At 43.2% G+C, this 23,010-nt stretch carries 23 protein-coding genes and 2 riboswitches; of the genes, 18 read left to right on the top strand and 5 right to left on the bottom strand.

Annotated elements, in window-relative coordinates; genetic code table 11:
- The first annotated feature begins 216 nt into the window (after positions 1-216).
- From JOC33_RS01165 to JOC33_RS01145, 5 genes are all read left to right on the top strand, one after another.
- Entirely contained in the window at positions 217-1,398 is a 1,182-nt protein-coding gene (locus JOC33_RS01165; protein ID WP_205090185.1) for a phosphoglycerate kinase, read from the top strand.
- 17 nt (positions 1,399-1,415) lie between these two features.
- On the top strand, positions 1,416-2,177 hold the full coding sequence (gene tpiA / locus JOC33_RS01160) for a triose-phosphate isomerase (RefSeq protein WP_205090184.1): 762 nt from the start codon (positions 1,416-1,418) through the stop codon (positions 2,175-2,177).
- On the top strand, positions 2,170-3,708 hold the full coding sequence (gene gpmI, locus JOC33_RS01155; RefSeq protein WP_205090182.1) for a 2,3-bisphosphoglycerate-independent phosphoglycerate mutase: 1,539 nt from the start codon (positions 2,170-2,172) through the stop codon (positions 3,706-3,708). The genes tpiA and gpmI overlap by 8 nt, the downstream gene beginning before the upstream one ends.
- Before the next feature lie 25 nt (positions 3,709-3,733).
- Complete coding sequence (gene eno, locus JOC33_RS01150; RefSeq protein WP_205090180.1) at positions 3,734-5,020, top strand: phosphopyruvate hydratase; 1,287 nt, start codon at positions 3,734-3,736, stop codon at positions 5,018-5,020.
- A 79-nt stretch (positions 5,021-5,099) separates the two neighbouring features.
- On the top strand, positions 5,100-5,270 hold the full coding sequence (locus tag JOC33_RS01145; protein ID WP_205090178.1) for a hypothetical protein: 171 nt from the start codon (positions 5,100-5,102) through the stop codon (positions 5,268-5,270).
- 122 nt (positions 5,271-5,392) lie between these two features.
- Here the strand turns inward: JOC33_RS01145 and JOC33_RS01140 are convergent, their stop codons facing one another.
- A complete protein-coding gene (locus JOC33_RS01140; protein ID WP_338054456.1) occupies positions 5,393-5,890 on the bottom strand; it encodes a hypothetical protein in 498 nt (165 codons plus the stop codon).
- Positions 5,891-6,143: 253 nt separating this feature from the next.
- Here JOC33_RS01140 and JOC33_RS01135 point away from each other — a divergent pair, with 253 nt between their 5' ends.
- The 4 genes from JOC33_RS01135 (at position 6,144) to JOC33_RS01120 (ending at position 9,243) form a co-directional block, all read left to right on the top strand.
- Positions 6,144-6,680, top strand: coding sequence for a TetR/AcrR family transcriptional regulator (locus JOC33_RS01135; protein WP_205090176.1), 537 nt, complete (start codon positions 6,144-6,146; stop codon positions 6,678-6,680).
- Between the two features lie 231 nt (positions 6,681-6,911).
- Positions 6,912-7,805: a beta-keto acid cleavage family enzyme gene (locus JOC33_RS01130; RefSeq protein WP_205090172.1), complete on the top strand. Its 894-nt coding sequence runs from the start codon at positions 6,912-6,914 to the stop codon at positions 7,803-7,805.
- Complete coding sequence (locus tag JOC33_RS01125) at positions 7,806-8,777, top strand: L-carnitine dehydrogenase (RefSeq protein WP_205090170.1); 972 nt, start codon at positions 7,806-7,808, stop codon at positions 8,775-8,777.
- 4 nt (positions 8,778-8,781) lie between these two features.
- Positions 8,782-9,243, top strand: a complete 462-nt coding sequence (locus tag JOC33_RS01120) for a thioesterase family protein (protein ID WP_205090168.1) — start codon at positions 8,782-8,784, stop codon at positions 9,241-9,243.
- A gap of 428 nt (positions 9,244-9,671) precedes the next feature.
- On the opposite strand, the gene JOC33_RS01115 is transcribed toward JOC33_RS01120, so the two are convergent.
- A complete protein-coding gene (locus JOC33_RS01115) occupies positions 9,672-10,067 on the bottom strand; it encodes an SET domain-containing protein-lysine N-methyltransferase (RefSeq protein ID WP_205090166.1) in 396 nt (131 codons plus the stop codon).
- Between the two features lie 114 nt (positions 10,068-10,181).
- Positions 10,182-11,069, bottom strand: coding sequence for a sulfite exporter TauE/SafE family protein (locus JOC33_RS01110; RefSeq protein WP_205090163.1), 888 nt, complete (start codon positions 11,067-11,069; stop codon positions 10,182-10,184).
- Between the two features lie 140 nt (positions 11,070-11,209).
- A riboswitch (SAM riboswitch) is annotated at positions 11,210-11,314 on the bottom strand.
- A 177-nt stretch (positions 11,315-11,491) separates the two neighbouring features.
- Positions 11,492-11,611: riboswitch (SAM riboswitch) on the top strand.
- A gap of 104 nt (positions 11,612-11,715) precedes the next feature.
- Between JOC33_RS01110 and JOC33_RS01105 the strand changes: the two genes are divergently transcribed.
- From JOC33_RS01105 to cysI, 9 genes are all read left to right on the top strand, one after another.
- Positions 11,716-12,450 carry a phosphoadenylyl-sulfate reductase gene (locus tag JOC33_RS01105; protein ID WP_205090161.1) on the top strand — a complete coding sequence of 245 codons (735 nt, stop codon included), beginning with the start codon at positions 11,716-11,718 and terminating at the stop codon, positions 12,448-12,450.
- A 29-nt stretch (positions 12,451-12,479) separates the two neighbouring features.
- On the top strand, positions 12,480-13,637 hold the full coding sequence (sat, locus tag JOC33_RS01100) for a sulfate adenylyltransferase (protein ID WP_205090160.1): 1,158 nt from the start codon (positions 12,480-12,482) through the stop codon (positions 13,635-13,637).
- A 6-nt stretch (positions 13,638-13,643) separates the two neighbouring features.
- Positions 13,644-14,237 carry an adenylyl-sulfate kinase gene (gene cysC / locus JOC33_RS01095; RefSeq protein ID WP_205090159.1) on the top strand — a complete coding sequence of 198 codons (594 nt, stop codon included), beginning with the start codon at positions 13,644-13,646 and terminating at the stop codon, positions 14,235-14,237.
- Positions 14,238-14,298: 61 nt separating this feature from the next.
- On the top strand, positions 14,299-15,075 hold the full coding sequence (gene cobA, locus JOC33_RS01090) for a uroporphyrinogen-III C-methyltransferase (protein WP_205090158.1): 777 nt from the start codon (positions 14,299-14,301) through the stop codon (positions 15,073-15,075).
- 19 nt (positions 15,076-15,094) lie between these two features.
- Entirely contained in the window at positions 15,095-15,850 is a 756-nt protein-coding gene (locus JOC33_RS01085; RefSeq protein WP_205090157.1) for a sirohydrochlorin chelatase, read from the top strand.
- Positions 15,850-16,506 carry an NAD(P)-binding protein gene (locus tag JOC33_RS01080; protein WP_205090156.1) on the top strand — a complete coding sequence of 219 codons (657 nt, stop codon included), beginning with the start codon at positions 15,850-15,852 and terminating at the stop codon, positions 16,504-16,506. The genes JOC33_RS01085 and JOC33_RS01080 overlap by 1 nt, the downstream gene beginning before the upstream one ends.
- Positions 16,503-17,294: a uroporphyrinogen-III synthase gene (locus JOC33_RS01075; protein WP_205090155.1), complete on the top strand. Its 792-nt coding sequence runs from the start codon at positions 16,503-16,505 to the stop codon at positions 17,292-17,294. The genes JOC33_RS01080 and JOC33_RS01075 overlap by 4 nt, the downstream gene beginning before the upstream one ends.
- Before the next feature lie 68 nt (positions 17,295-17,362).
- Entirely contained in the window at positions 17,363-19,201 is a 1,839-nt protein-coding gene (locus JOC33_RS01070) for an assimilatory sulfite reductase (NADPH) flavoprotein subunit (protein ID WP_205090153.1), read from the top strand.
- Positions 19,202-19,222: 21 nt separating this feature from the next.
- Positions 19,223-20,932, top strand: a complete 1,710-nt coding sequence (cysI, locus tag JOC33_RS01065; protein ID WP_205090148.1) for an assimilatory sulfite reductase (NADPH) hemoprotein subunit — start codon at positions 19,223-19,225, stop codon at positions 20,930-20,932.
- Between the two features lie 72 nt (positions 20,933-21,004).
- Here the strand turns inward: cysI and ytzI are convergent, their stop codons facing one another.
- Both ytzI and ptsP read right to left on the bottom strand, forming a co-directional pair.
- Positions 21,005-21,157, bottom strand: a complete 153-nt coding sequence (ytzI, locus tag JOC33_RS01060; RefSeq protein WP_239533987.1) for a YtzI protein — start codon at positions 21,155-21,157, stop codon at positions 21,005-21,007.
- A gap of 133 nt (positions 21,158-21,290) precedes the next feature.
- The gene (gene ptsP / locus JOC33_RS01055) at positions 21,291-23,006 is read right to left on the bottom strand and encodes a phosphoenolpyruvate--protein phosphotransferase (protein ID WP_205090145.1); all 1,716 of its coding nucleotides are present in this window, start codon (positions 23,004-23,006) and stop codon (positions 21,291-21,293) included.
- Positions 23,007-23,010: the final 4 nt, after the last annotated feature.

Genomic DNA, 23,010 nt, shown 5'->3' with positions numbered 1-23,010 from the left:
ACCAAAGGGGGAGGTCCGTAATCCTCCTCCTTTTCCTTGTACTTTAAGTAAGTTACCTTTTTTAAAGGATTAAAGTATAAGTAAAACTAAGGCTTTCGCCATAAGGACTTAGCGACAAGCCAAGTTTTTCTGACCTTCGTGAAAATAGGAGAAGGATATATACCTAAAGCAAGGAAGTATATAAAAGGGAAAGTCAATCAAAAGGAGGTCCTGACCTTGAATAAGAAGACGATTCGTGACATCGATGTTAATGGAAAAAAAGTATTTTGCCGGGTGGATTTCAACGTGCCGATGGCGGAAGGTGAAGTTACCGACGATACTCGTATTAAAGCGGCATTACCGACAATTCTGCATCTTGTCCAGAACAACGCAAAAGTCATTTTAGCAAGCCACCTTGGCCGCCCAAAAGGCGAAGTACATGAGGAGCTCCGCCTTGATTCAGTCGCGGCCCGTTTAAGCGATTTGCTTGGCCAGACGGTGACGAAAACCGATGAAGTCTATGGAGATGAAGTTAACCGCGCTATCAAAGATATGAAAGACGGAGATGTTTTATTGATTGAAAACGTCCGTTTTCATCCTGGTGAGGAAAAAAATGATGATAATCTTGCGAAAGAATTCGCCAATATGGCTGACGTATATGTCAATGATGCATTCGGTGCCGCACATCGTGCCCATGCTTCAACGGCTGGTGTTGCTGAACACCTGCCTGCAGCTGCCGGTTTATTGATGGAAAAAGAATTGAAAGTTCTTGGACAGGCACTATCTGATCCGGATCGTCCGTTCACGGCCATTATCGGTGGTGCAAAAGTGAAGGACAAAATTGGTGTCATCGATAATCTGTTAGATAAAGTGGACAACTTGATCATTGGCGGAGGATTGGCTTATACCTTTTTGAAAGCGAAAGGCTATGAAATCGGCAAATCATTACTAGAAGAAGATAAAATTGACTTAGCAAAAGAATTCATGCAAAAAGCGGAGAAAAACGGGGTCAACTTCCTGATGCCTGAAGATGTCATTGTGGCTGATGATTTCTCCCGTGAAGCAAACACGAAGGAAGTGACAATCGACAGTATTCCTTCAGACTGGGAAGCATTGGACATTGGTCCAAAAACCCGCGAAAAATACACCGAGGTCGTGAAGGATTCCAAGCTGATTATCTGGAATGGACCGATGGGCGTTTTTGAATTCGAAATTTTTGCTAACGGAACGAAAGCTGTGGCAGAAGCACTTGCCGAAACAGAAGGTTATACTGTCATCGGTGGCGGAGACTCTGCAGCAGCAGTCGAAAAGTTCGGTTATGCAGGAAAAATGGATCATGTATCAACAGGCGGGGGAGCATCATTGGAATTCATGGAAGGAAAAGAACTTCCCGGCGTATCTTTATTGAACGATAAATAATTGGGAGAGGTGAGCGTATGCGTAAGCAGGTAATTGCAGGTAACTGGAAGATGAACAAGGTAATAAGTGAAGCAGATCAATTTGTTGAGAAAGCAAAAAACGAAGTACCATCAGAAGAGCAGGTAGAATCTGTTGTCTGTGCACCATTTCCTTTCCTGCAATCATTGGTCGAAAAGACAGAGGGAACTCCATTGAAGGTCGGAGCGCAGAATATGCACTTTGAAGAAAGCGGTGCTTTTACCGGTGAAGTCAGCCCGGTGATGTTGAAAGATCTTGGTGTCACTTATGTTGTTTTAGGACACTCGGAGCGTCGCGAAATTTTCAAAGAAACAGATGAAGATGTCAATAAGAAGGTGCATGCTGCATTCAAGCATGGATTAACACCGATTATTTGTGTTGGGGAAACCTTGGAACAGCGCGAAAGCAATCAAACCAAGGACCATGTTGAAAGCCAAGTGAAAAATGCATTAGAAAGTTTAAGCGATGACCAGGTAAAACAAGTGATTATCGCATATGAGCCAATCTGGGCGATTGGTACCGGAAAGACCGCTTCCGCTGAGGATGCCAATGAAGTGTGTACGCATATCCGTAATGTTGTGAAGGACTTCTCTTCAGAAGCTGCAGCAGAAGCAGTCCGTATCCAATACGGCGGCAGCGTAAAGCCGGCAAATGTGGACGAGCTACTTGGACAGTCTGATATTGATGGCGCACTTGTGGGCGGTGCCAGCCTGGAAGCTGAGTCATTCCTAAAACTTGTGGAGGCAGGTAAGCATGAGTAACAACAAACTTGCAGCACTAATCATCTTAGATGGCTTTGCACTGCGGGATGAAGAAATGGGAAACGCAGTCAAACAAGCCAAGACACCAAACTTTGACCGCTATTGGAATCAGTTTCCACATTCCCAGCTGGAGGCATCTGGGGAAGCGGTCGGTCTTCCTGAAGGACAAATGGGAAACTCTGAGGTCGGCCATTTGAACATTGGAGCGGGCAGAATCGTCTATCAGAGCCTTACTCGTGTCAACTTGTCTATAAAAGAAGGCAACTTTTATGAGAATGAGGCATTTGTCAATGCAATCCAGCATGCAAAAGAGCATGACAAAGCCTTGCATATATTCGGTCTGCTATCTTCTGGAGGGGTTCACAGCCATATCGATCACCTTTTCGCCTTGCTGAAAATGGCGGCCGATTATAAAATAGAAAAAGTATATGTCCATGGTTTCCTTGATGGCCGTGATGTTGGACAACAGTCTGCTAAACAATTCATCAAACAGACAGAAGACATGATGAAAGAACTCGGCACTGGTGAGTTCGCAACGATTTCCGGGCGTTATTATTCCATGGATCGTGACAAGCGTTGGGACCGTGTGAAAAAGTCTTATGATGCTATGGTTTATGGAGAAGGTCCGACTTACAAGAGTGCCATGGAAGTAGTGGAGGATTCCTACGCTAATGAAATCTATGATGAATTCGTCATCCCATCTGTTATCGTAGATGAGGATGGAAATCCAAAAGCGCAGATCCAGGATGAAGACTCTGTTATTTTTTATAATTTCCGACCGGATCGTGCCATCCAGATTTCACGCACGTTTGCCAATGAGGATTTCCGTGATTTTGAACGGGGAGACAAAGCGCCGAAAAACCTATATTTTGTTGGTCTGACCCAGTTCAGCGAAACCGTTGATGGTAAAGTTGCCTATGAACCTGTCAACCTGGATAACACGGTTGGAGAAGTTTTGGCGCAAAATGATTTGAAACAACTCCGAATTGCTGAAACAGAAAAGTATCCCCATGTCACATTCTTCATGAGTGGCGGACGTGAACAGGAATTTCCTGGGGAAGAACGAATTTTGATCGATTCACCAAAAGTGCCTACGTATGATCAAAAACCGGAAATGAGTGCATACGAAGTAACAGATGCCTTGTTGAAGGACCTAGATGCAGACAAGCATAACGCTATCATCTTGAACTTCGCCAACCCGGATATGGTTGGCCACTCAGGTATGCTTGAACCGACAATCAAAGCGATTGAGGCTGTAGACGAATGCTTAGGTAAAGTAGTCGATAAAATCCATGAAAAAGGCGGACATGCCATCATCACTGCAGATCATGGTAATTCCGATGAAGTCATCACACCGGAAGGCGGACCGATGACTGCTCATACTACTAATCCTGTACCAGTCATTGTCACAAAAGAAGGCATTGAGCTTCGCAAAGGTGGCATTTTAGCAGATTTATCCCCAACATTACTCGATTTGCTTGAAGTTGCACTGCCAAAAGAAATGACAGGAACATCCCTGATCAAAAAATAATTTTTTCATGAAAAGGAGAATTTCTATGCCATATATTACAGATGTGTACGCACGTGAAGTACTGGACTCCCGTGGTAACCCGACAATTGAGGTAGAAGTTTACACAGAATCCGGAGCATTTGGTTCCGCATTAGTACCAAGCGGTGCTTCTACTGGTGAATACGAAGCTGTTGAGCTGCGTGATGGAGACAAAGATCGTTACCTAGGCAAAGGTGTTCAGCAAGCTGTAAGGAACGTCAACGAAAAAATCGGGCCTGAGCTTCTAGGACTTGATGTGACTCAGCAAGTGGTTATTGATGCCTTGATGATTGAGCTTGATGGAACGGAAAACAAAGGAGAACTAGGTGCAAATGCCATCCTTGGCGTATCCATGGCAGCAGCTCATGCAGCAGCTGATTTCGTCGGCCTGCCATTGTTCAAATACCTTGGAGGCTTCAGCTCTAAAACACTTCCGACTCCTATGATGAACATTTTGAATGGCGGGGAGCATGCGGATAACAACGTCGATATCCAGGAATTCATGATCATGCCGGTCGGTGCACCAAACTTCAGTGAAGCAGTACGTATGGGAGCAGAAATTTTCCATTCCCTGAAAAAAGTGTTGAAAAATAAAGGCTACAACACTGGGGTAGGTGATGAAGGCGGATTTGCACCGAACCTTCAGTCCAATGAAGAAGCACTATCTACTATTATCGAAGCTATCGAAGCAGCAGGCTATAAGCCAGATGAAGAAGTTAAACTGGCGATGGATGTTGCAGCTTCGGAAGTATACGAAGATGGTAAATATAACTTAAAAGGTGAAGGTGTGGTACGTACATCTGAAGAGATGGTTGACTGGTATGAAGAGCTTGTCAGCAAGTACCCTATCGTGTCTATTGAAGACGGACTCGACGAAAACGACTGGGAAGGATTCAAGAAGCTGACCGAGCGTATCGGTGACCGTGTGCAACTTGTCGGAGATGACTTATTCGTCACCAATACGAAGAAGCTCAGCCGCGGAATTGAAGAAGGTATCGGGAATTCCATCCTGATTAAAGTGAACCAGATCGGTACGCTGACCGAAACCTTTGAAGCGATTGAAATGGCGAAACAAGCAGGATATACTGCAGTTATTTCCCACCGTTCCGGTGAAACAGAAGATTCCACAATTGCGGATATTTCTGTTGCGACAAATGCTGGTCAAATCAAGACAGGTGCACCGTCTCGAACCGACCGTGTAGCGAAATACAACCAGCTGCTTCGCATCGAAGATCAGCTCCTTGGAACTGGTATTTATGCCGGCGGCAAAGCATTTTACAACTTGAATAAATAACAAGCCTAAAAAGAATGCCGGAAGCATACCGGCATTCTTTTTATATGCTGGTAGTAATTACAGATTAGGAGGATTATGGATGGATGGGTTTTGGATTGGTGTTTTAGCCGCTATCATTGCTGTGATAAGTATAATATCGAAACGAAATCGAGACAGCCCTGCCAAGCGTAACAAAGTGATTTTTGTGATAGGCCTGGCTGCGGCGTTTATTGGAGTCATCGGCTATATTTTTTTAGGATGGAGATTCTGATGAAAAAAGAGGAAAACACCTCTAATAGCTCATGATGACAGGGAACTGAACATGTGGAGTTGAAAAGCAAAAAGTGCTGTCTTCTTTTAGTCTATCAAAGACCAGGAAGACAGCACTTTTCTTTATTTACTGTATGTGCGCTGAATAACTCTGTTTCGATCCATTTTTCTCGAAGTGAAAGGGATAAACTGCTCATCTTTATCATAGTCGATATAATCCTGCTCACCAAGAGACTCATATTCCAGTTGCAATTCTTCCTCATATTCAGGGACATTTTGGTCGGCAGGCATCACTTTCATGCCAGAAATCCATGTCTCGAAATCATAAGTACCTCTATCAATAATAACGCATAAATCTTCAAGAGATTGTGTCAACGCAATTAAACAATCCATTCCATTTTTTAACAGTATTCCTCTTTTTCTGGCCTTTTCAATAGAATGCTCTAGCTTGTAGGCCTGCTCCTGAAATTTAAATTCAATATAGCAGCTGCTGCGGTCCCAGTTGAAATCGAAATCTTCAATATTAAGGCGTTTCATAACCTTGGAAAGCTTCTTCTCACAAACATTTTGCTCTTTATTTGGAATTAAGTTCAATAAACTATTCTTGAAAATAGCATTCACCTTCCTTCTGTAGTAATTGTGAGTATCGGGACCATCACTTATATTTTTGTTTTCGACAATGTCTTTAAAATACCTGTAAAAATCGTATTACAATTATCGAGGATTTTTTACAAATTTTTCGAATTAACTGTTCCAATCTTGAAACAAAACCGTCCAAATAGTATAGTAATAGGCATAAATCCAACCTTTGTTCTACTAATAAGGTTTTGTTTTATTAATATACTTTTTACAAAAATAAATAAAGGGGATTAACATGGGTAGAAATTCTCGTAAGTTAGATATATTGGAAGCCGCATCCAAAATTGTTACGGACAGAGGTATTTTTAATTTAACTTTAGAAGCTGTTGCTGAGGAAGCGGGAATAAGCAAAGGTGGCTTACTTTACCATTTTCCTTCTAAAGAAGCATTGGTACAGGGGATGGTAGAACATCTAGCTGGTAATTATCGTGAGAAAATAAGTAAGAATGCGAAAGAGGATGCAGAGGAAAAAGGAAAGTGGACCCGCTCCTTTTTAGACGTAACGTTTAATCAAAGCTATCAGAATAAAGACATGAATGCCGGATTACTTGCAGCTAAAGCGGTGAATTCTGATTTACTGGAACCGATTCGAGAAGCTTATAAGCAGTGGCAGCATAACATCGAAAACGATGGATTAGATCCAGTCAAAGCCACCATTATCCGTTTAGCCATTGATGGGATGTGGTTATCGGAATTATTCGACATTTACCAAATTGAAAAGGAAAAAAAAGAGGAAGTCTACCGGACCTTGATGGCCTGGACGGAAGAATAATTAAACTTCATCCATTACGGATGGGGTTTTTTTGATGGACTTAAAAATTTTCGCTGCTTTCTTCCTTGTCATATAAAAGGTTATTCCATCTGACGTAGGAACGAAAAAGCGATATTTCAGTCTCCCCCCTTGATTTAGTAACCGTCTGGATGGTACAGTTTGTATTGTGATAAAAACCGTCTGGATGGTACAGTAAAATAAAGACTAGATATATATAAGGAGGAAACATCTATGAAAAGGAAAGTGTTGTTAACGTCAGCTGTTACTGGTGCCGGAGAAACAACGGAAAAGAACCCTCATGTCCCAGTGACACCAAAAGAAATCGCAGAAGCAGCTATTGAATCAGCCAAGGCCGGGGCTACGGTAGCTCATGTCCATGCACGTGACCCGAAAACAGGTGGTATCAGTCATGACATCGAACATTACCGTGAAATCGTGGATCGTATTCGCGAATCAGAAACAGATATCATCATCAATATAACTTCCGGTGGCGGCGGTGATTTTATACCTAGCCTTAATACGCCGGCAGCTGGAGGAACAGGCACAGATATGCAACCCCCTCATGAACGGCATGAGCCTGTTGGTGAACTGCTTCCGGAAATGTGCACCCTTGATTGCGGAAGTACCAATTTCGGAAACATGGTTTATCTTAGCCCGACTGACTGGCTGCGGGACCAGGCGAAGTTAATACAGGAAAGTGGTGTAAAGCCAGAATTAGAATGCTTTGATACTGGTCATGTCCGTTTTGCTAATCAGCTGATCAAGGAAGGCCTTATAGATGGAAATCCAATGTTTCAATTCTGTCTGGGAATTCCATGGGGAGCGGAAGCTGATGCAGAAACGATTCTCTATATGAAGAATCGCCTTCCTGAAAATGCCCATTGGTCTGCCTTCGGTATAGGTCGGATGCAAATGCCAATTGCAGCACAATCTGCCATGCTTGGCGGTAATGTTCGTGTTGGCTTGGAGGATAACATTTATCTGAAAAAAGGGGTTATGGCCCGTAATGACCAGCTTGTAGATAAAGCAGTTCATATGCTTCATGGCAACGATATCGAAGTGATGAGTCCACAGGAAGCCCGTGAACAATTCGGCTTGAGAAACCCTGATGGGGGAGGAAAGTAAATGGCTAAGACAATAGAAACAGTAAATAAAGTTTCAGTGGTCGGAACAGGCGTTATTGGAAATGGCTGGATTGCCAGGTTTTTAGCCCAAGGATACGATGTGATCGCGTTTGATCCAGCAGAAGGTGCAGAAAGCAGGACGCGTCAGGCTGTCAAGCAAGCATGGCCATCATTAGAAAAGATCGGGCTTGCTGATGGGGCTTCACAAAACCGCCTCTGCTTTGCCAGCACACTAGAGGAAGCAGTCGCTGAAAGTGGCTATATCCAGGAAAATGTCCCGGAACGAGAAGAACTGAAAAAAAGTGTTCTTAAAGATATAGACCATCATGCAAAACCTGAAGCGATGATCGGGTCAAGTACTTCCGGGATCAAGCCGAGCATCTTACAGGATGGTATGCGTTATCCAGAAAGATTCATTGTAGCTCACCCATTCAATCCAGTTTATCTTCTACCACTTGTTGAAGTGGTAGGGGGGAAGGCAACAGAAAAAATTACCATTGAAAAGGCAACTCAGTTCTTTGAGTCGATTGCCATGAAGCCGCTAGTAGTAGAGAAAGAGATTGACGGTCATGTGGCAGACCGTTTAATGGAAGCTCTTTGGCGTGAAGCGTTGCATCTTGTCAATGACGGTATAGCCACCACAGAAGAAGTAGATAAGGCCATTATCTATGGAGCTGGATTAAGATGGGCACAGATGGGGCCGTTCTTAACTTTCCATCTTGCTGGAGGTGAACAGGGGATGAGGCATATGCTCGAACAATTTGGCCCTGCATTGAAACTCCCTTGGACAAAGCTTGAAGCTCCGGAATTGACCGAAGATTTAAAGGAACGTGTCATTGAAGGCTGTGAGAGCTACGCAGGTGATCAGGAAATAGCTGAGCTTGAAAGAAAACGCAATGAATTTCTCGTTAAATTATTGGGGTTAGTTGAAGAATATTGGCCAGAATCCAACAGCATAGTGAAAGAGGGGTGAGGGTATGTCATTTCACTTTAAGGACCATGTTCGTTCCGAATGGGTAGACTATAACGGTCATATGAACGATGCGGCTTATGCGGCTGTATTCAGTCACTCTGTCGATAAACTGATGGAGTATATCGGTTTAGATGAATCGGCACGGGAATCATATGCCTATACAATCTTCACACTCGAAACACATCTTTGTTATTTAAAAGAAGCCAGAAAAGATGAAACTATTCATGTCACTGTACAGTTGCTGGATGATGATGCCAAAAGACTTCACGTTTTCTATACGATGAAAAATGATGCCGGTGAGCAGTTGGCAACAAGTGAACAAATGTTAATGGGAATCGATACGGATAAAGGGATACCAGCCCCTTTTCCGGATACAGTTGCAAATAGAATTGACTCGTTGCGACAGGAACATGAACATTTAACCCAGCCTAAACAAGTGGGCAGACAGATTGGCATCAAACGATAGTCCATTACTTGACCGGGATACAAGATAGGAATGGAACCAAACCTATCAAGCCAGATTAAAAAGATAGAGATTGTGATAAATTGTGTAATAATGAATCGATAACAACTAAGAAAAAGTAAACAAAATGATGGGTAAATAATTGATGTCTTGGCTTAAGCTTGTCGGGGGTGAACGAGGCATTTGCACGATTGTTCCCGATTCAAAAAGGAAGTAACACTTGCAAAAAAGAGGCTGTCCCAAAGCCCTGAAACGAAACAAACCACGAAGAAATTAATTTTTCTTGGTGGTTTTTTCTTTTGGCATAGATACGTGTTCCTCTTTTCTAGATCAATTTCCATCACTCTTTTTCAGATTGGTCAGAAGGGGAAGAAAGAATTAAAATAGGGCTGTCGAAATTTCTCGACAACCCGACATCCAAAAAAGGATGTTTAACTCTCATTCTCGTTTTTCTCTTCATTAAACCATAGTGGATCTTCGTCATTGACTTCCCCATTATAGTTAATAAAGATTTCCTCTCCCGCTTTTATGTCGGTATACGCATAAAAGTCAAATGAATGATTTTCAAAATTGATTTCGTAATAGGCGTTAGGCTGATAAGAATGATTAAACATCATTCCATACCCTAAGAGAAAAGCCGTATGATTCTTCCCATATTCAAAAACGTAATCAGCTAAATGCGTCTTCTCAATGTACTTATGCTGTTCATTCGGGTAAGGAAGTACAGGGGCTACATGAATCAATTTGTCTTTTTCTATGTTACGAGTGGCGAAAACTCCTTTATTAGACTCATCATCCGTAACATTGGAAGTTCTTACTTCTATCACATTCTCACCTAAGCTTTCTTTTCAATCTCATCTTTCCTGTATTCATTTTGACAGCTGAAGGGCAAGAATGCAATCGTTGTAAAACTTAGTGTATTACCTGTTATCTGAAAAATATCAGTTAACGGTATTTTCCCGCCTTCTTTGAAAACGGATATTTTTTCGGATAGAAGTGACGATAACAGCCAGCCAGCCAAGCAGGAGTACAGCGTAAATAACAGTCAAAACATCATTGCTTATATTTCCAGTCGTAAGCAGTGTTCGGACATTAGTCAGAATAATGAAACCTCCTGCCAAAACACCCAAAATAAACGATGGTACTATTCTGACAAGCCATGCTGCAATTGGGGCTGCTATAACGCCGCCGATCATGAAAGCCAGAACCCATATCCAGCTGAACTGTTCCCAGCCCAAAAATAATAAAAAACCGAGTGTCGCGGAAATGGTAATAGCGAATTCGCTTGTATCAACAGTACCAATCACTTTACGTGGGGTCGCACCTTTTTGAGAAAGAAGAATAGGTGTATTGATTGGCCCCCAGCCGCCACCGCCCACTGCATCAAAAAATCCTGCCACTGCACCCAAAGGATAAAGAAAACGTTTCTTCAAAGGCGACCTTTTTGAACTTTCAGGAGTACTTCTTAACGACAGAAAACGTACTACGATATAAATTCCGAGCAAAAGCAAGAAGACAGAAATAAATGGCTTGATCACTTCGCCAGGCAAACTGCTGAGAAAAGCAGCTCCTAGAAAAGCACTGATTGCACCGGGCACAACCAAGGGCAGGACGAGTGTTTTATCCAGGTTGCCAAATTTATAATGAGAAATGCCGGAAACGGCGGTTGTCGCAATTTCGGACATATGTATCGAAGATGAAACCACAGCCGGGGCAAGTCCATATGCGATTAACAGTGATGATGAGCTTAAACCGAATGACATTCCAAGGGCCCCATCAATTAATTGGGCAAAAAATCCCACTAAAGCGAAAATAACCAGCTTTCTCATTTCCATCCTCTCCTCATTTCACAAAATATTACTAATCAGATCATTATACTCGGAATTAAAGCATAATATTTTCTTATCTAGGCTTGATAGAAGCAATAAAAAAACCTCTTCAAAAGAAGAGGTATAAAATCGATGTCCTCTCCTTATTTTCCAGACAAATTGTCTGCTGGACTGAGCACCTTCCTGATAGCAAGAGGTTGCTGCGGATCGTAGGACCAGTTTCCTCCCCCGGCTCTTTATAAGGATTCGTATGGTGTGATGAATAATAGATATAAATGTAAAGCAGTTTCCAACGTTTGTCAACTGCGTTTAAAAAAATCGTGTAAAAAGTATGAATATTCAAAGTACCTATTGACATTTTTTCCAAATGCCCATAACATGTGTACCAATACTTTTTAAAAAACCAAGTTAACTTATCGGCATTCTTATCTAGAGAGGTGGAGGGACTGGCCCTTCGAAGCCTCGGCAACGGGTTCGGGTATCATCATTTCGGACACTGTGCCAATTCCAGCAGGCGCAAGCAGGCGTTTGAAAGATAAGAAGGTGGAAATTTTGCAATTTATTGCTGAATATTCCTCTCTTCTTATTCATTTAAGTAGAGAGGTTTTTTATTTCTACGATTCGATTATCCCGGAGGGGGGAGAAAATGGAGAGCAATACGATTACTTATGAGCACTTTCCTGGGGACCCTTTTGAAGGATGGGATCCAGAAGATGATACCAAAGGAGCTTTAAGGATTCTGCAGTGGGCTTATGACACTTATAAAGAGTCACTCGTTTATGCCTGCAGTTTTGGAGCAGAAGGAATTGTGTTGGTTGATTTGATATCAAAAGTGAAAAAGGATGCGGAAATAGTCTTTCTTGATACAGGGCTGCATTTTCCTGAAACGTATGAATTGATTGAAAAAGTTAAACAAAAATATCCTGCACTAAATATCACGATGAAACAGCCCGAACTTACTGTCGATGAGCAGGCGAAAGAATATGGCTCAGCACTTTGGAAAAGAGAGCCGAACCAGTGCTGCTATATCCGGAAAATCAAGCCTCTTGAAGATGCCCTCTATGGTGTGGATGCTTGGATTTCGGGACTTCGCAGAGATCAATCTGCCAGCCGAAGCAACACAGACTTTGTAAATAAGGACGAACGATTCCATTCCGTAAAAGTCTGTCCGCTTATTTACTGGACCTGGGATAATGTCTGGGACTATATTCGGCAGAACAACTTGGATTATAACGAGTTACATGATCAAGGTTATCCGAGCATCGGCTGTATGCCATGTACTTTTGCAGTAGAAGATTCCGAAGATTCAAGGGCCGGAAGATGGAGTGGATTTAATAAAACGGAATGTGGACTTCATGTCCCATCAGGAAATGAAAAATAATACGATCCATTTTAAGGAGGAATTGCAATATGGCACTTATTCAACCTCATGGAGGAAAACTTGTAAATCGATTGGAAGGAAACTTCTCGGATCCAACGGCTAGCATTGAATTAGATCCTATGGCTCTCAGCGATTTGGAGCTGATTGCGACAGGGGCATACAGCCCGATTGAAGGATTTTTGAATCAGGAAGACTATCAATCTGTTGTGAAAAATATGCGGCTGGCTGATGGAACACCATGGAGTATTCCGATTACATTGCCAGTAGATGAGGAGCAGGCTGATCGTTTGGAACAGGGGGATGTGGCAGAACTGCAAAAAGACGGGACCGTTTATGGCCTGATTGAAATAGAGGAAGTTTATCAGCCCGATAAGGTCCAGGAAGCAGAAAATGTCTACCGAACAACGGAAACCAATCATCCAGGTGTAAAAAAACTATATGACCGTCCTGATTTCTATGTTGCAGGTAAAATCCAATTACTTACACGTCCTTCCCGGGAGCATGACGATAAATTTTATTTAGACCCGGCTGAATCAAGAGATTTATTTAAGCAATTGGGCTGGAAAAAAGTTGTTGGATTCCAGACAAGAAATCCTGTACACCGAGCCCATGAATACATCCAGAAAGCATCACTGGAAACAGTTGATGGGCTGTTCCTCAACCCGCTGGTAGGCGAAACGAAAAGTGATGATATTCCAAGTGACGTGAGGATGGAAAGTTACCAGGTCTTATTGAAAAACTATTATCCAGCCAACCGTGTTGTGCTCGCAGTCTTTAATGCTGCCATGCGTTATGCCGGCCCAAGGGAAGCAATTTTCCATGCCCTGGTACGTAAAAACTTCGGGTGCACGCACTTCATTGTAGGGCGTGACCATGCTGGTGTCGGTAATTATTACGGAACCTATGACTCTCAAAAAATCTTCAGTAATTTTGAGGAAGATGAACTGGGAATCACGCCCCTATTCTTCGAACATAGCTTTTACTGTCTAGCTTGTGAAGCGATGGTTTCCCATAAAACATGCCCGCATGATGATGACCAGCACGTTATTTTGTCCGGCACCAAGGTACGCGAACTGCTTCGAAATGGCGAAAAACCTCCGAAAACTTTTAGTCGTCCTGAAGTTGCCGAAACGCTTATCAAAGGACTGCAGCGCAGTGAAGTTGTAAGTCAGGGACAGAAAGGGTGAGCGATATTGGCATCTAATATTGTGTGGCATGAGGCGACAGTGCAGAAAAAAGATTACCGTCAAAAAAATGGTCATCGCAGCGGAGTGATCTGGCTGACAGGCCTTTCAGGTTCTGGAAAATCGAGCATCGCAAATACTGTGAACAAGCGGCTGTATGAAAAAGGAATTAACGCCTATGTTCTCGATGGTGACAATATTCGCCATGGGTTGAACGCCGATCTTGGATTTAGCCCGGAGGACCGTAAGGAAAATATCCGGAGAATCGGTGAAGTGGCAAAATTGTTTGCAGACAGTGGCACAATCGTATTGACCGCTTTTATTTCTCCTTATCAGGAAGATCGGGATCGAGTACGGAATATTCTCCCCGCAGATGAATTTCTGGAAGTCCATGTGGATTGCCCGCTCGATGAATGCGAAGTGAGGGATCCAAAAGGACTCTATAAAAAAGCAAGAAGCGGAGAAATCAAAGGATTTACAGGGATTGATTCTCCCTACGAATCACCTGAATCACCAGAACTGACACTGCATACAGGAGAATGGAGTGAAGAGGAGTGCACAGAGCAGGTTCTTCACTATCTTGAGGAAAAAGGATGGATATAAGTACTGAGTCCTGGAATGAGCAGGCGAGTATTTAAATGGATGAAGGAGTGAGTGATCAAGCATGAAAAAAGTATTTTTGGTCGGTGCCGGTCCAGGTGACCTGGAGCTGATAACGGTAAAAGGTTTAAAGTCTATTCAACAATCTGACGTGATTTTATACGATCGGTTGATCAACGAAGAGTTACTGTATGAGGCGCCTGACCATGCAGAGCTCATCTATTGCGGGAAAAGCCCGGATAATCACTCCTTAAGCCAGGAAACCATCAATGGCCTCTTGTGTAAATACGCTTTACAGGGTAAAACGGTCACGCGGCTTAAAGGAGGGGATCCCTTTATCTTCGGTCGCGGAGGTGAGGAAGCACAGGCATTAGCAAAAAGGAACATACCTTTTGAAATTGTTCCTGGTATTACTTCGGGTATAGCTGCCCCGGCGTATGCAGGAATTCCTGTAACCCATCGTAACTACAGTTCATCTGTTACTTTTATTTCAGGAGTCAGCAAGCTTGGAACAGACGAAGAAAAATATTGGGAACATGTGGTGAAAAGTATGGATACATTGTGTATCTATATGGGTGTCAGGAAGCTGCCGGAGATATGTAACCGGCTAATCCGTCATGGCCGAGATCTAGAGACGCCGATAGCGCTTGTTCAAGCTGGGACCACAGAAAGCCAGAAAACAGTAACGGGAACCTTGGAAGACATTATCGAAAAGTCCAGGGAAATCAAAAATCCTTCCATGATCATAGTTGGGGAGGTAGTAAAACTGCGCGAACAGCTTCAGTGGTTTGAACAGCTGGAAGTGGAAGAAGGCATTCCCGCCCATTCTGTGGTCGGGTGAGGCTTTAGGGAGGGATTCCATGCTAGGTATTTTATATGTCTGTCACGGAAGTAGACTTCAAGAGGCAAGAAATGAAGCTGTTTCCTGTATAGAGACCGTTAAGAAGAGAATAGATGTCCCTTTGCAGGAAATTTGTTTTTTAGAAATTGCAGATCCAGATATGAATGAGGGCTTCGCGCGATTGGTGCAGCAAGGGGCCAGTGAAATAACTGTCGTACCTGTCCTTTTGTTAAGCGCTGGGCATTATTATCAAGATATCCCGGAAGCAATCGCTCAGGCTCAAATTCGTTACCCCGATATTCAAATTGTTTATGGCAAGCCGCTGGGTGTTCAGGATCGAATTATAGAAGTTTTGGTTGATCGGGTGGAAGAGACAAAAGCAACGATATATCCAGGAACAAACCTTCTGCTTGTCGGTAGAGGAAGCCATAACCCAGAAACGCCGAAGTCTATGGAGCAAATCAAAGAAAAGCTTCAAACCAAAATTAGTGATGCTTCCGTTAATGTCTGCTATTTAGCGGCGTGTTCACCTTCCTTTGATGAAGGGCTGCAGGCTTCGATAGAAAGCGATTTTTCCCAAACCATCGTCGTTCCGTATCTCTGGTTTACAGGTGTGCTGATTCACTCGATGGAAAAGAAAGTGAACGATTTAAGGGAAAATGGCCATTCAGTAAGCTTGTGCAATTATCTTGGCAGTCACCCTTTCATGATAGATGCATTAGCAGACCGTGTTCAGGAGGCTATGGAGCAGAAATATGAAGAAGGAATAACTTGATGAAGAACAGAGTATTGCAAGATAAGGATAAAGCTATTCCACTGATGATAAGTGTCCATGGAGAAATAGTGGTCATTGCCGGTGGTGGAAAAGTGGCCGCTAAAAGGGCTCGTACATTAAGAAACTATGGCGCTATGGTTACCATAGTGAGTCCGGAAATTTGCCCGGAACTCTACCAGATGTGGAATTTATCCGAAGTGGATTGGAAGAGTAAGTGCTATGAACAGGCAGATAGTGAGAAAGCTTTCATGGTCGTAGCAGCCACGGATAATCCTTCGGTTAATGCAGAGGTAGCAGAGACATCCAGCGACAATCTATTATTCAATGATACTGCAGATGCCAGGCGAGGGAATGTTCAGTTCCCCGCTAATGTGACAAGAGGAGATTTAACTATTACTGTTTCCACTAATGGGGCAAGTCCGATGCTTGCTTCAAAAATAAAGAAAGATCTGGAAGAACAGTTTGATGAGGACTATGAGCAATACGTGGACTTTTTATCGGATTGCCGTCAGTTAATCAAGCATTCCGGGTTTCCGAAAGCAAAACAGAAACAACTTTTAAGAGAACTTCTCCATTCTGATTATTTCAATTACGAAAGACAGCAGCAGACAATCAATTGGCTGAAACATCTGTGTCAAGAGAGGGGGAGGACATGACAGGTTTAACTGGAAAACGTGTCGGCATTGCTGCTGATCGCAGCGCTGACACAATCAGTACCATGGTTGAGAAAAAAGGCGGTACACCTTTGAAGTATCCGCTTCAAGGACAACGTCATTTGAATGAACAAACCAGTCTGAATGATGTACGTACCTTTCTGGAAGCTCCATTTGACTGGGTGATCCTTACGACAGGAATAGGGGCAAGTACATTAGCCAATGAAGCGGAGAAGCATGGATTATTAACAGCATTTGTTGAAAAACTGGCTGAAAGTAAGCTTGCAGTTCGAGGAAAAAAGACGCTGCAATGGTGTAAAGAGTTTTCCTTATCGCCAAGTCTGACTTCAAAAGATGGGACGATGGATGGGCTGCTCTCCGATTTATCAGCAGGCACAACAGGAAACCTAAATATTTTCCTGCAGGCCTATAACCAGGATGACATTAAAATAAAAAACACATTAGAAAAAGACGGTCACACAGTTGTTCTTTCCAAGCCATATTCCTATCAAAAGCCGGATACTAAGGTTATTTCCAGGTTTCGTCAACAAATTATCCAGCGTTCCTTGGACGCAGCTATTTTTACAAGTAAGACCCAGGTAAGGAACTTGTTTGAAAACGTAATGAAAACAGACCATCTGTCAGCGTCTTTCAACAGCCACGTTCTTGCTGTAGCTGTAGGCAAGGTAACAGCCCAAGAACTTGAACAACATGGGATAGATCATGTCCTACAGCCGGAAGACGCCAAAATGGGTGCTATGGTAGTAGCCCTCGACCGTTTTTATAAATAAAAAGAACTTTATCATACCACAGGTGTGAGAGGTCATAATAGAATATTTTTGTAGTGAGGTGGGTACTTTTGCAGTTACAGGTAACGAATAGTCCGTTTGATGAGAAACAGATTGAACATCTTAACCGCCTGCTTCCGACGTTGTCAGAAGTACAGAAAGCATGGTTAAGTGGGTGCCTGGCCGCATCCAATACGACAGCAGCTGTGGCTGAGCCGCCACTCCAGGAAAAAGGGGCGGTTTCACCAGCAGCAAATGGGCAGGTTCAACCAGCCACCCGTCAGGTCACGATTTTATTTGGTTCACAGACGGGAAATGGTCAATCTTTGGCAGAAGATCTGTCAAAGAAATTAGAAGAGAAGGATTTTCAAGTCACACTTTCTTCGATGGATGATTTTAAGCCAAAATCTATTAAAAAAGTGGAAGATTTGCTGATCATTGCAAGCACCCACGGGGAAGGAGACCCACCTGATAATGCGTTGTCTTTCTATGAATTTCTTTATAGTAAACGGGCGCCTAAGTTAGATAATGTACGTTTTTCCGTCCTTGCCTTGGGTGATAGTTCTTATGAATTTTTCTGCCAGACCGGGAAAGATTTCGATGAACGACTGGAAGAGTTAGGAGCCGAGCGGCTGTATCCTCGTGTGGATTGTGATGTCGATTATGAAGATTCCGCCGGCGAATGGTTTGACGGTGTCTTCGGAAAGTTGAGTGACAACCAGGGAGGAGCCCAGGCGGCATCCATGCTACAGTCAGCCGGCGAAACTACTAGCCAGGAGTCGGTTTATTCGAAAAAGAACCCTTTCAGAGCAGAAATCCTGGAAAATTTGAATTTGAATGGTCGTGGTTCTAATAAGGAAACCCGCCACCTCGAGCTTGATCTGGAGGGTTCCAATCTAGAATTTTCTCCAGGGGACAGCGTCGGAATTTATCCGGAAAACGATAGTGTCCTTGTGGACCACCTATTGGAAGAAATGAATTGGAATCCAGAAGAACAAGTTACGGTAGATAAACAGGGAGAAGCTAAACCATTACGGGAAGCATTAATTTCCCATTATGAAATTACGAAGCTGACAAAGCCACTGCTTGAACAGGCAGCAGAACAATTTGAAAATGAAAAATTAAAAGATTTCCTCGCTGTTACTGAGAGAAGTGAGCTGCGGTCATATTTAGAAGGAAGAGATCTTCTCGACCTTGTCCGCGAATTTGACCTAAAAGGAATTCCGGCAGTGCAATGGACTAAAATACTGCGTAAAATTCCTGCGCGCTTATATTCCATTGCCAGCAGTTCAGCGGCAAATCCGGAAGAAGTTCACCTGACTGTCGGCGCGCTCCGATATGATGCCCACGGCCGTGAACGGACTGGAGTATGCTCCGGGCAATGTGCCGAACGTTCCCAGCCAGGTGATACACTGCCGATATATATACAGCCGAACCCTAACTTCAAACTGCCGGACGAAACAGACACCCCAATTATCATGATTGGTGCCGGAACAGGGGTTGCTCCTTTTCGAGCATTTATGGAAGAACGCGAGGAAATTGGAGCACAAGGAAGTTCGTGGTTGTTCTTTGGTGAACAGCATTTTTCTTCTGATTTCCTCTATCAGATTGAATGGCAGCAATGGCTGAAAGAAGGCGTCCTCACAAGAATGGATGTTGCCTTTTCCAGGGATCAAAAAGAGAAAGTATACGTGCAGCATAAAATTCTCGAAAAGAGGAAAGAAGTTTATCAGTGGATTGCTGAAGGAGCAGTAATTTACGTCTGTGGTGACGAAAAATATATGGCTAGTGATGTTCAAGACGCATTGTTATCTATTCTTCAGGAAGAAGGCGGGCTGAGTAAAGAAGAAGCAGAAGTCTATCTTGCTGACATGCGTAAACAGAAACGTTATCAACGTGACGTTTATTGATTTTAGGAAAGGGGTTTTAGGATGACAGACAAAAGAGTGGTACTCCCGGACGGTCCCCCCAGCGATATGGAGCGAATTAAAGAAGATAGCAATTACTTAAGAGGAACTATTGCTGAAAGTTTTCAAGATCCAATCACAGCGAGCATCGCCGAGGATGATACGAAGTTACTGAAATTCCATGGCAGTTATCAGCAGGATGACAGGGATGTAAGAAACGAACGGAAGCGCCAGAAGCTGGAACCAGCCTATCAATTCATGGTCCGTGTCCGACTCCCTGGTGGTGTGGCGAGTCCGCAGCAGTGGCTGACGATGGATGAAATAGCAAACGATTACGCCAATGGAACTCTTAAACTGACAACACGCCAGACATTCCAATTGCATGGCGTGCTTAAATGGAATATGAAAAAGAGCCTGCAAGCTATCAATAGCGTGTTGCTCGATACGATTGCAGCATGCGGCGACGTAAACCGGAATATCATGTGCAATGCCCAGCCTTATCAGTCAGAAATCCATGAAGAAGTTCATGAGATATCCAAGAGTTTAAGTGATTATCTCCTGCCAAAAACGAAAGCCTATCATGAAATATGGATGGATGAAGAAAAAGTCGCTGACAGCCGTGGAGAAGAAGAGCCAATGTACGGTCGGCACTATCTGCCGCGGAAATTCAAAATCGGTATTGCCGTCCCACCTTCCAATGACATTGATGTTTTCTCTCAAGACTTAGGGTTTATTTCCATTATGGAAGATGGGAAACTTCAGGGATTCAATGTGGCAGTTGGCGGAGGTATGGGAATGACTCATGGGGATACGAGCACATATCCCCAGCTTTCTCGAGTCATTGGATATTGTCCGAAAGAAAACATTGAAGAAGTTGCAGAGAAAATCATCACGATTCAGCGTGATTATGGGAACCGTTCCGAGCGGAAGAACGCCAGGTTTAAATATACGATTGATGCAAGAGGCCTCGATTGGATTACAGAAGAGCTTAATAATAGGCTTGGCTGGAAATTGGAGGATTCCCGTCCATATTATTTTGAGCATAACGGCGATCGTTATGGCTGGGAAAAAGGCGATGGGAAATGGCACTTGACATTATTCATCCAAAATGGGCGGGTAAGTGACACAGAAGAAAGGCAATTAAAGACAGGTTTGCGGGAAATTGCCAAGGTGCATACTGGAGATTTTCGTCTCACGCCCAATCAAAACCTTATAATTGCTAACGTTACCGGAGAAATGAAACCAAAAATCATTGAACTTGTGAACAAGTATGGACTTACGGACGGAAAGGAGAATTCCGCTTTAAGGAGGAACTCCATGTCTTGCGTAGCCTTGCCGACTTGCGGATTGGCAATGGCAGAATCTGAAAGGTACCTCCCCAGCCTGTTAGATAAAATCGAAGTAATTCTCCAGGAGGCTGGACTTGAAAACGAGGATATCATCATTCGTATGTCAGGCTGTCCTAATGGATGTTCTCGTCCAGCACTAGGAGAAATCGGATTTATCGGAAAAGGACCAGGAAAATACAATATGTACCTGGGAGCTGGTTTTGCCGGAGATCGCTTGAACAAACTATACCGGGAAAACATAGGGGAAGAAGAAATACTGGAAACTTTGCGTCCGATTTTATTCCAATATGCAAAAAATCGTAAAGAAAATGAACATTTCGGAGATTACGTCATCAGGGCAGGGTACGTGGAGGAAGTACATTCAGGACTTGATTTCCATGAATAATCAAAAGATCTTAGGCACAGTGATGCATGCTGGCCTAAGATCTTTTTTTGTATGGAACATATTATGGAATTTTCATCGATCCGTATGATCTTTTGGGGGATTAATGCTACTGTCATCCTCTTCTTCAGGGAGAGGATCAACGGTATGCTTATAGTTATATCCTGAGTTTATAGCAAACGCAAAAGCAGCAGCTATACCTAAAACAATTAATACAGTGACGATCATAATAATTGTGAGGGTCATACCCGGGCACCACTTTCTGTGAAAATAATTAGTAATAAAAGACCTTTTAAAAAAGAAGGGGAGGCCGCTCCCCTTCTTTCCCATTTAGTTTGGCACAATACATTCCAAATTACTATTACTGATTTGTTTTTTCTTTTATAAATGCGACGACTTCATCTGCAGTCCCCATTGACAGCAGAGTATCTTTGACCGAAGCCATTTCTTCTTTAGATAAGTCCTTTAACTGTGTACGCGCTGGAAGGATGGATGTGGCGCTCATACTGAATTCATCCAATCCTAATCCCAGAAGGATTGGAATGGCAATAGAGTCACCTGCCATTTCACCGCACATTCCTGCCCATTTACCCTCAGCATGGGCAGCCTCGATGACATTGTTAATAAGGTTTAAAATTGCAGGGTTATAAGGTTGATACAAATAGGAGACGCGCTCATTCATTCGATCGGCCGCCATTGTATATTGTATTAAATCATTGGTGCCGATACTGAAGAAGTCGACTTCTTTTGCAAAGCGGCGGGCAATCATGGCAGTAGAAGGAATTTCTACCATGATTCCTACTTCGATATTTTCTGAAACGTCTTTACCTTCTTCTTGCAATTTTAGCTTTTCTTCGTTCAAAATATTTTTCGCTTCACGGAACTCCTCAAGCGTTGCAATCATCGGGAACATGATTTTTAAATTGCCATGAACACTGGCCCGAAGCAAGGCTCTGAGCTGCGTACGGAAAATATCATCCCGTTCTAAGCAAAGGCGAATGGCTCGGAATCCAAGAAACGGATTTAATTCTTTAGGAAGCTCTAAGTAATCCAGTTCCTTGTCTCCGCCAATATCAAGTGTCCGGACGACTACAGGCTTATCTCCCATTTGTTCGAGCACAGATTTATAGGCATCAAATTGCTCCTCTTCGGTAGGGAGCTGATTTTTCCCCATGTATAAGAATTCAGTTCGGTAAAGACCGACACCTTCACCTCCATTATCGAGCACCCCTTGTACATCTTCCGGGGTACCGATATTGGCAGCAAGCTCGACATGCGTTCCTTCAGAAGTAACTGTGGCTTCATCTTTCAGCTTGGCCCATTCTTGCTTCTGCTCTTCAAATCGTGCCATCTTATCACGGTATTTGTCCAGATCCTGTTCAGATGGGTCAACGATTACATCTCCGTCGATACCATCCACGATAATCATTGTGCCTTTTTGAGCTTTCCCGGTAATTTCTTTCGTGCCGACAACAGCAGGAATTTCAAGAGAACGTGCCATAATAGCAGAGTGGGAAGTTCTGCCACCGATGTCAGTCGTGAAGCCCTTAACAAACTGTTTGTTTAGCTGCGCTGTATCAGATGGAGTCAAATCATCAGCGACAATGACTACTTCTTCATTGATAAGTGCCGGATCAGGGAACGTGACACCGATCAGATGTGCCATTACCCTTTTGGTAACGTCCTGAATATCAGCTGCACGCTCGCGCATATATTCGTTGTCCATATTTTTGAAGAGGTCAATGAACATATTAGCTGTTTCCTCTAGTGCTGCCTCAGCATTAACATTATCGGACTTGATTTTATCCTCAATCGGCTGAATCAGTTCTGGATCGCTCAGGACAAGCAGGTGTGCGGAAAAAATCTCGGCATGTTCATCACCGAGAGATTTTTTTGTGTGTTCTTTTATTTTTTCTAATTCCGACTTGGAAATATCGAGTGCTTCATGAAGACGCTTAACCTCATTTTCCGGTACATCGATTGTTCTTTTTTCGTAGGAAAGGTCTGGAGCTTCCAGACGGTACACTTTCGCGATCGCTATACCGCTGGAAGCTGCAATTCCCTTGATGTGACTCATGTTG

This window comes from Thalassobacillus pellis, assembly GCF_016908295.1.
Classification (GTDB): Bacteria; Bacillota; Bacilli; order Bacillales; family Halobacillaceae; genus Thalassobacillus; species Thalassobacillus pellis.
Note: the sequence above shows the minus strand (reverse complement) of the source record. Positions and strands in the feature narration are given on the sequence as shown.

What these genes read in the sequence shown, in the direction of transcription:
- tpiA (WP_205090184.1), top strand. Translation starts at nt 1,416, where the DNA reads ATGCGTAAGCAGGTAATTGCAGGTAACTGGAAGATGAACAAGGTAATA.
- gpmI (WP_205090182.1), top strand. Translation starts at nt 2,170, where the DNA reads ATGAGTAACAACAAACTTGCAGCACTAATCATCTTAGATGGCTTTGCA.
- eno (WP_205090180.1), top strand. Translation starts at nt 3,734, where the DNA reads ATGCCATATATTACAGATGTGTACGCACGTGAAGTACTGGACTCCCGT.
- JOC33_RS01145 (WP_205090178.1), top strand. Translation starts at nt 5,100, where the DNA reads ATGGATGGGTTTTGGATTGGTGTTTTAGCCGCTATCATTGCTGTGATA.
- JOC33_RS01135 (WP_205090176.1), top strand. Translation starts at nt 6,144, where the DNA reads ATGGGTAGAAATTCTCGTAAGTTAGATATATTGGAAGCCGCATCCAAA.
- JOC33_RS01130 (WP_205090172.1), top strand. Translation starts at nt 6,912, where the DNA reads ATGAAAAGGAAAGTGTTGTTAACGTCAGCTGTTACTGGTGCCGGAGAA.
- JOC33_RS01125 (WP_205090170.1), top strand. Translation starts at nt 7,806, where the DNA reads ATGGCTAAGACAATAGAAACAGTAAATAAAGTTTCAGTGGTCGGAACA.
- JOC33_RS01120 (WP_205090168.1), top strand. Translation starts at nt 8,782, where the DNA reads ATGTCATTTCACTTTAAGGACCATGTTCGTTCCGAATGGGTAGACTAT.
- JOC33_RS01110 (WP_205090163.1), bottom strand. Translation starts at nt 11,069, where the DNA reads ATGAGAAAGCTGGTTATTTTCGCTTTAGTGGGATTTTTTGCCCAATTA.
- JOC33_RS01105 (WP_205090161.1), top strand. Translation starts at nt 11,716, where the DNA reads ATGGAGAGCAATACGATTACTTATGAGCACTTTCCTGGGGACCCTTTT.
- sat (WP_205090160.1), top strand. Translation starts at nt 12,480, where the DNA reads ATGGCACTTATTCAACCTCATGGAGGAAAACTTGTAAATCGATTGGAA.
- cobA (WP_205090158.1), top strand. Translation starts at nt 14,299, where the DNA reads ATGAAAAAAGTATTTTTGGTCGGTGCCGGTCCAGGTGACCTGGAGCTG.
- JOC33_RS01085 (WP_205090157.1), top strand. Translation starts at nt 15,095, where the DNA reads ATGCTAGGTATTTTATATGTCTGTCACGGAAGTAGACTTCAAGAGGCA.
- JOC33_RS01080 (WP_205090156.1), top strand. Translation starts at nt 15,850, where the DNA reads ATGAAGAACAGAGTATTGCAAGATAAGGATAAAGCTATTCCACTGATG.
- JOC33_RS01075 (WP_205090155.1), top strand. Translation starts at nt 16,503, where the DNA reads ATGACAGGTTTAACTGGAAAACGTGTCGGCATTGCTGCTGATCGCAGC.
- cysI (WP_205090148.1), top strand. Translation starts at nt 19,223, where the DNA reads ATGACAGACAAAAGAGTGGTACTCCCGGACGGTCCCCCCAGCGATATG.
- ytzI (WP_239533987.1), bottom strand. Translation starts at nt 21,157, where the DNA reads ATGATCGTCACTGTATTAATTGTTTTAGGTATAGCTGCTGCTTTTGCG.
- ptsP (WP_205090145.1), bottom strand. Translation starts at nt 23,006, where the DNA reads ATGAGTCACATCAAGGGAATTGCAGCTTCCAGCGGTATAGCGATCGCG.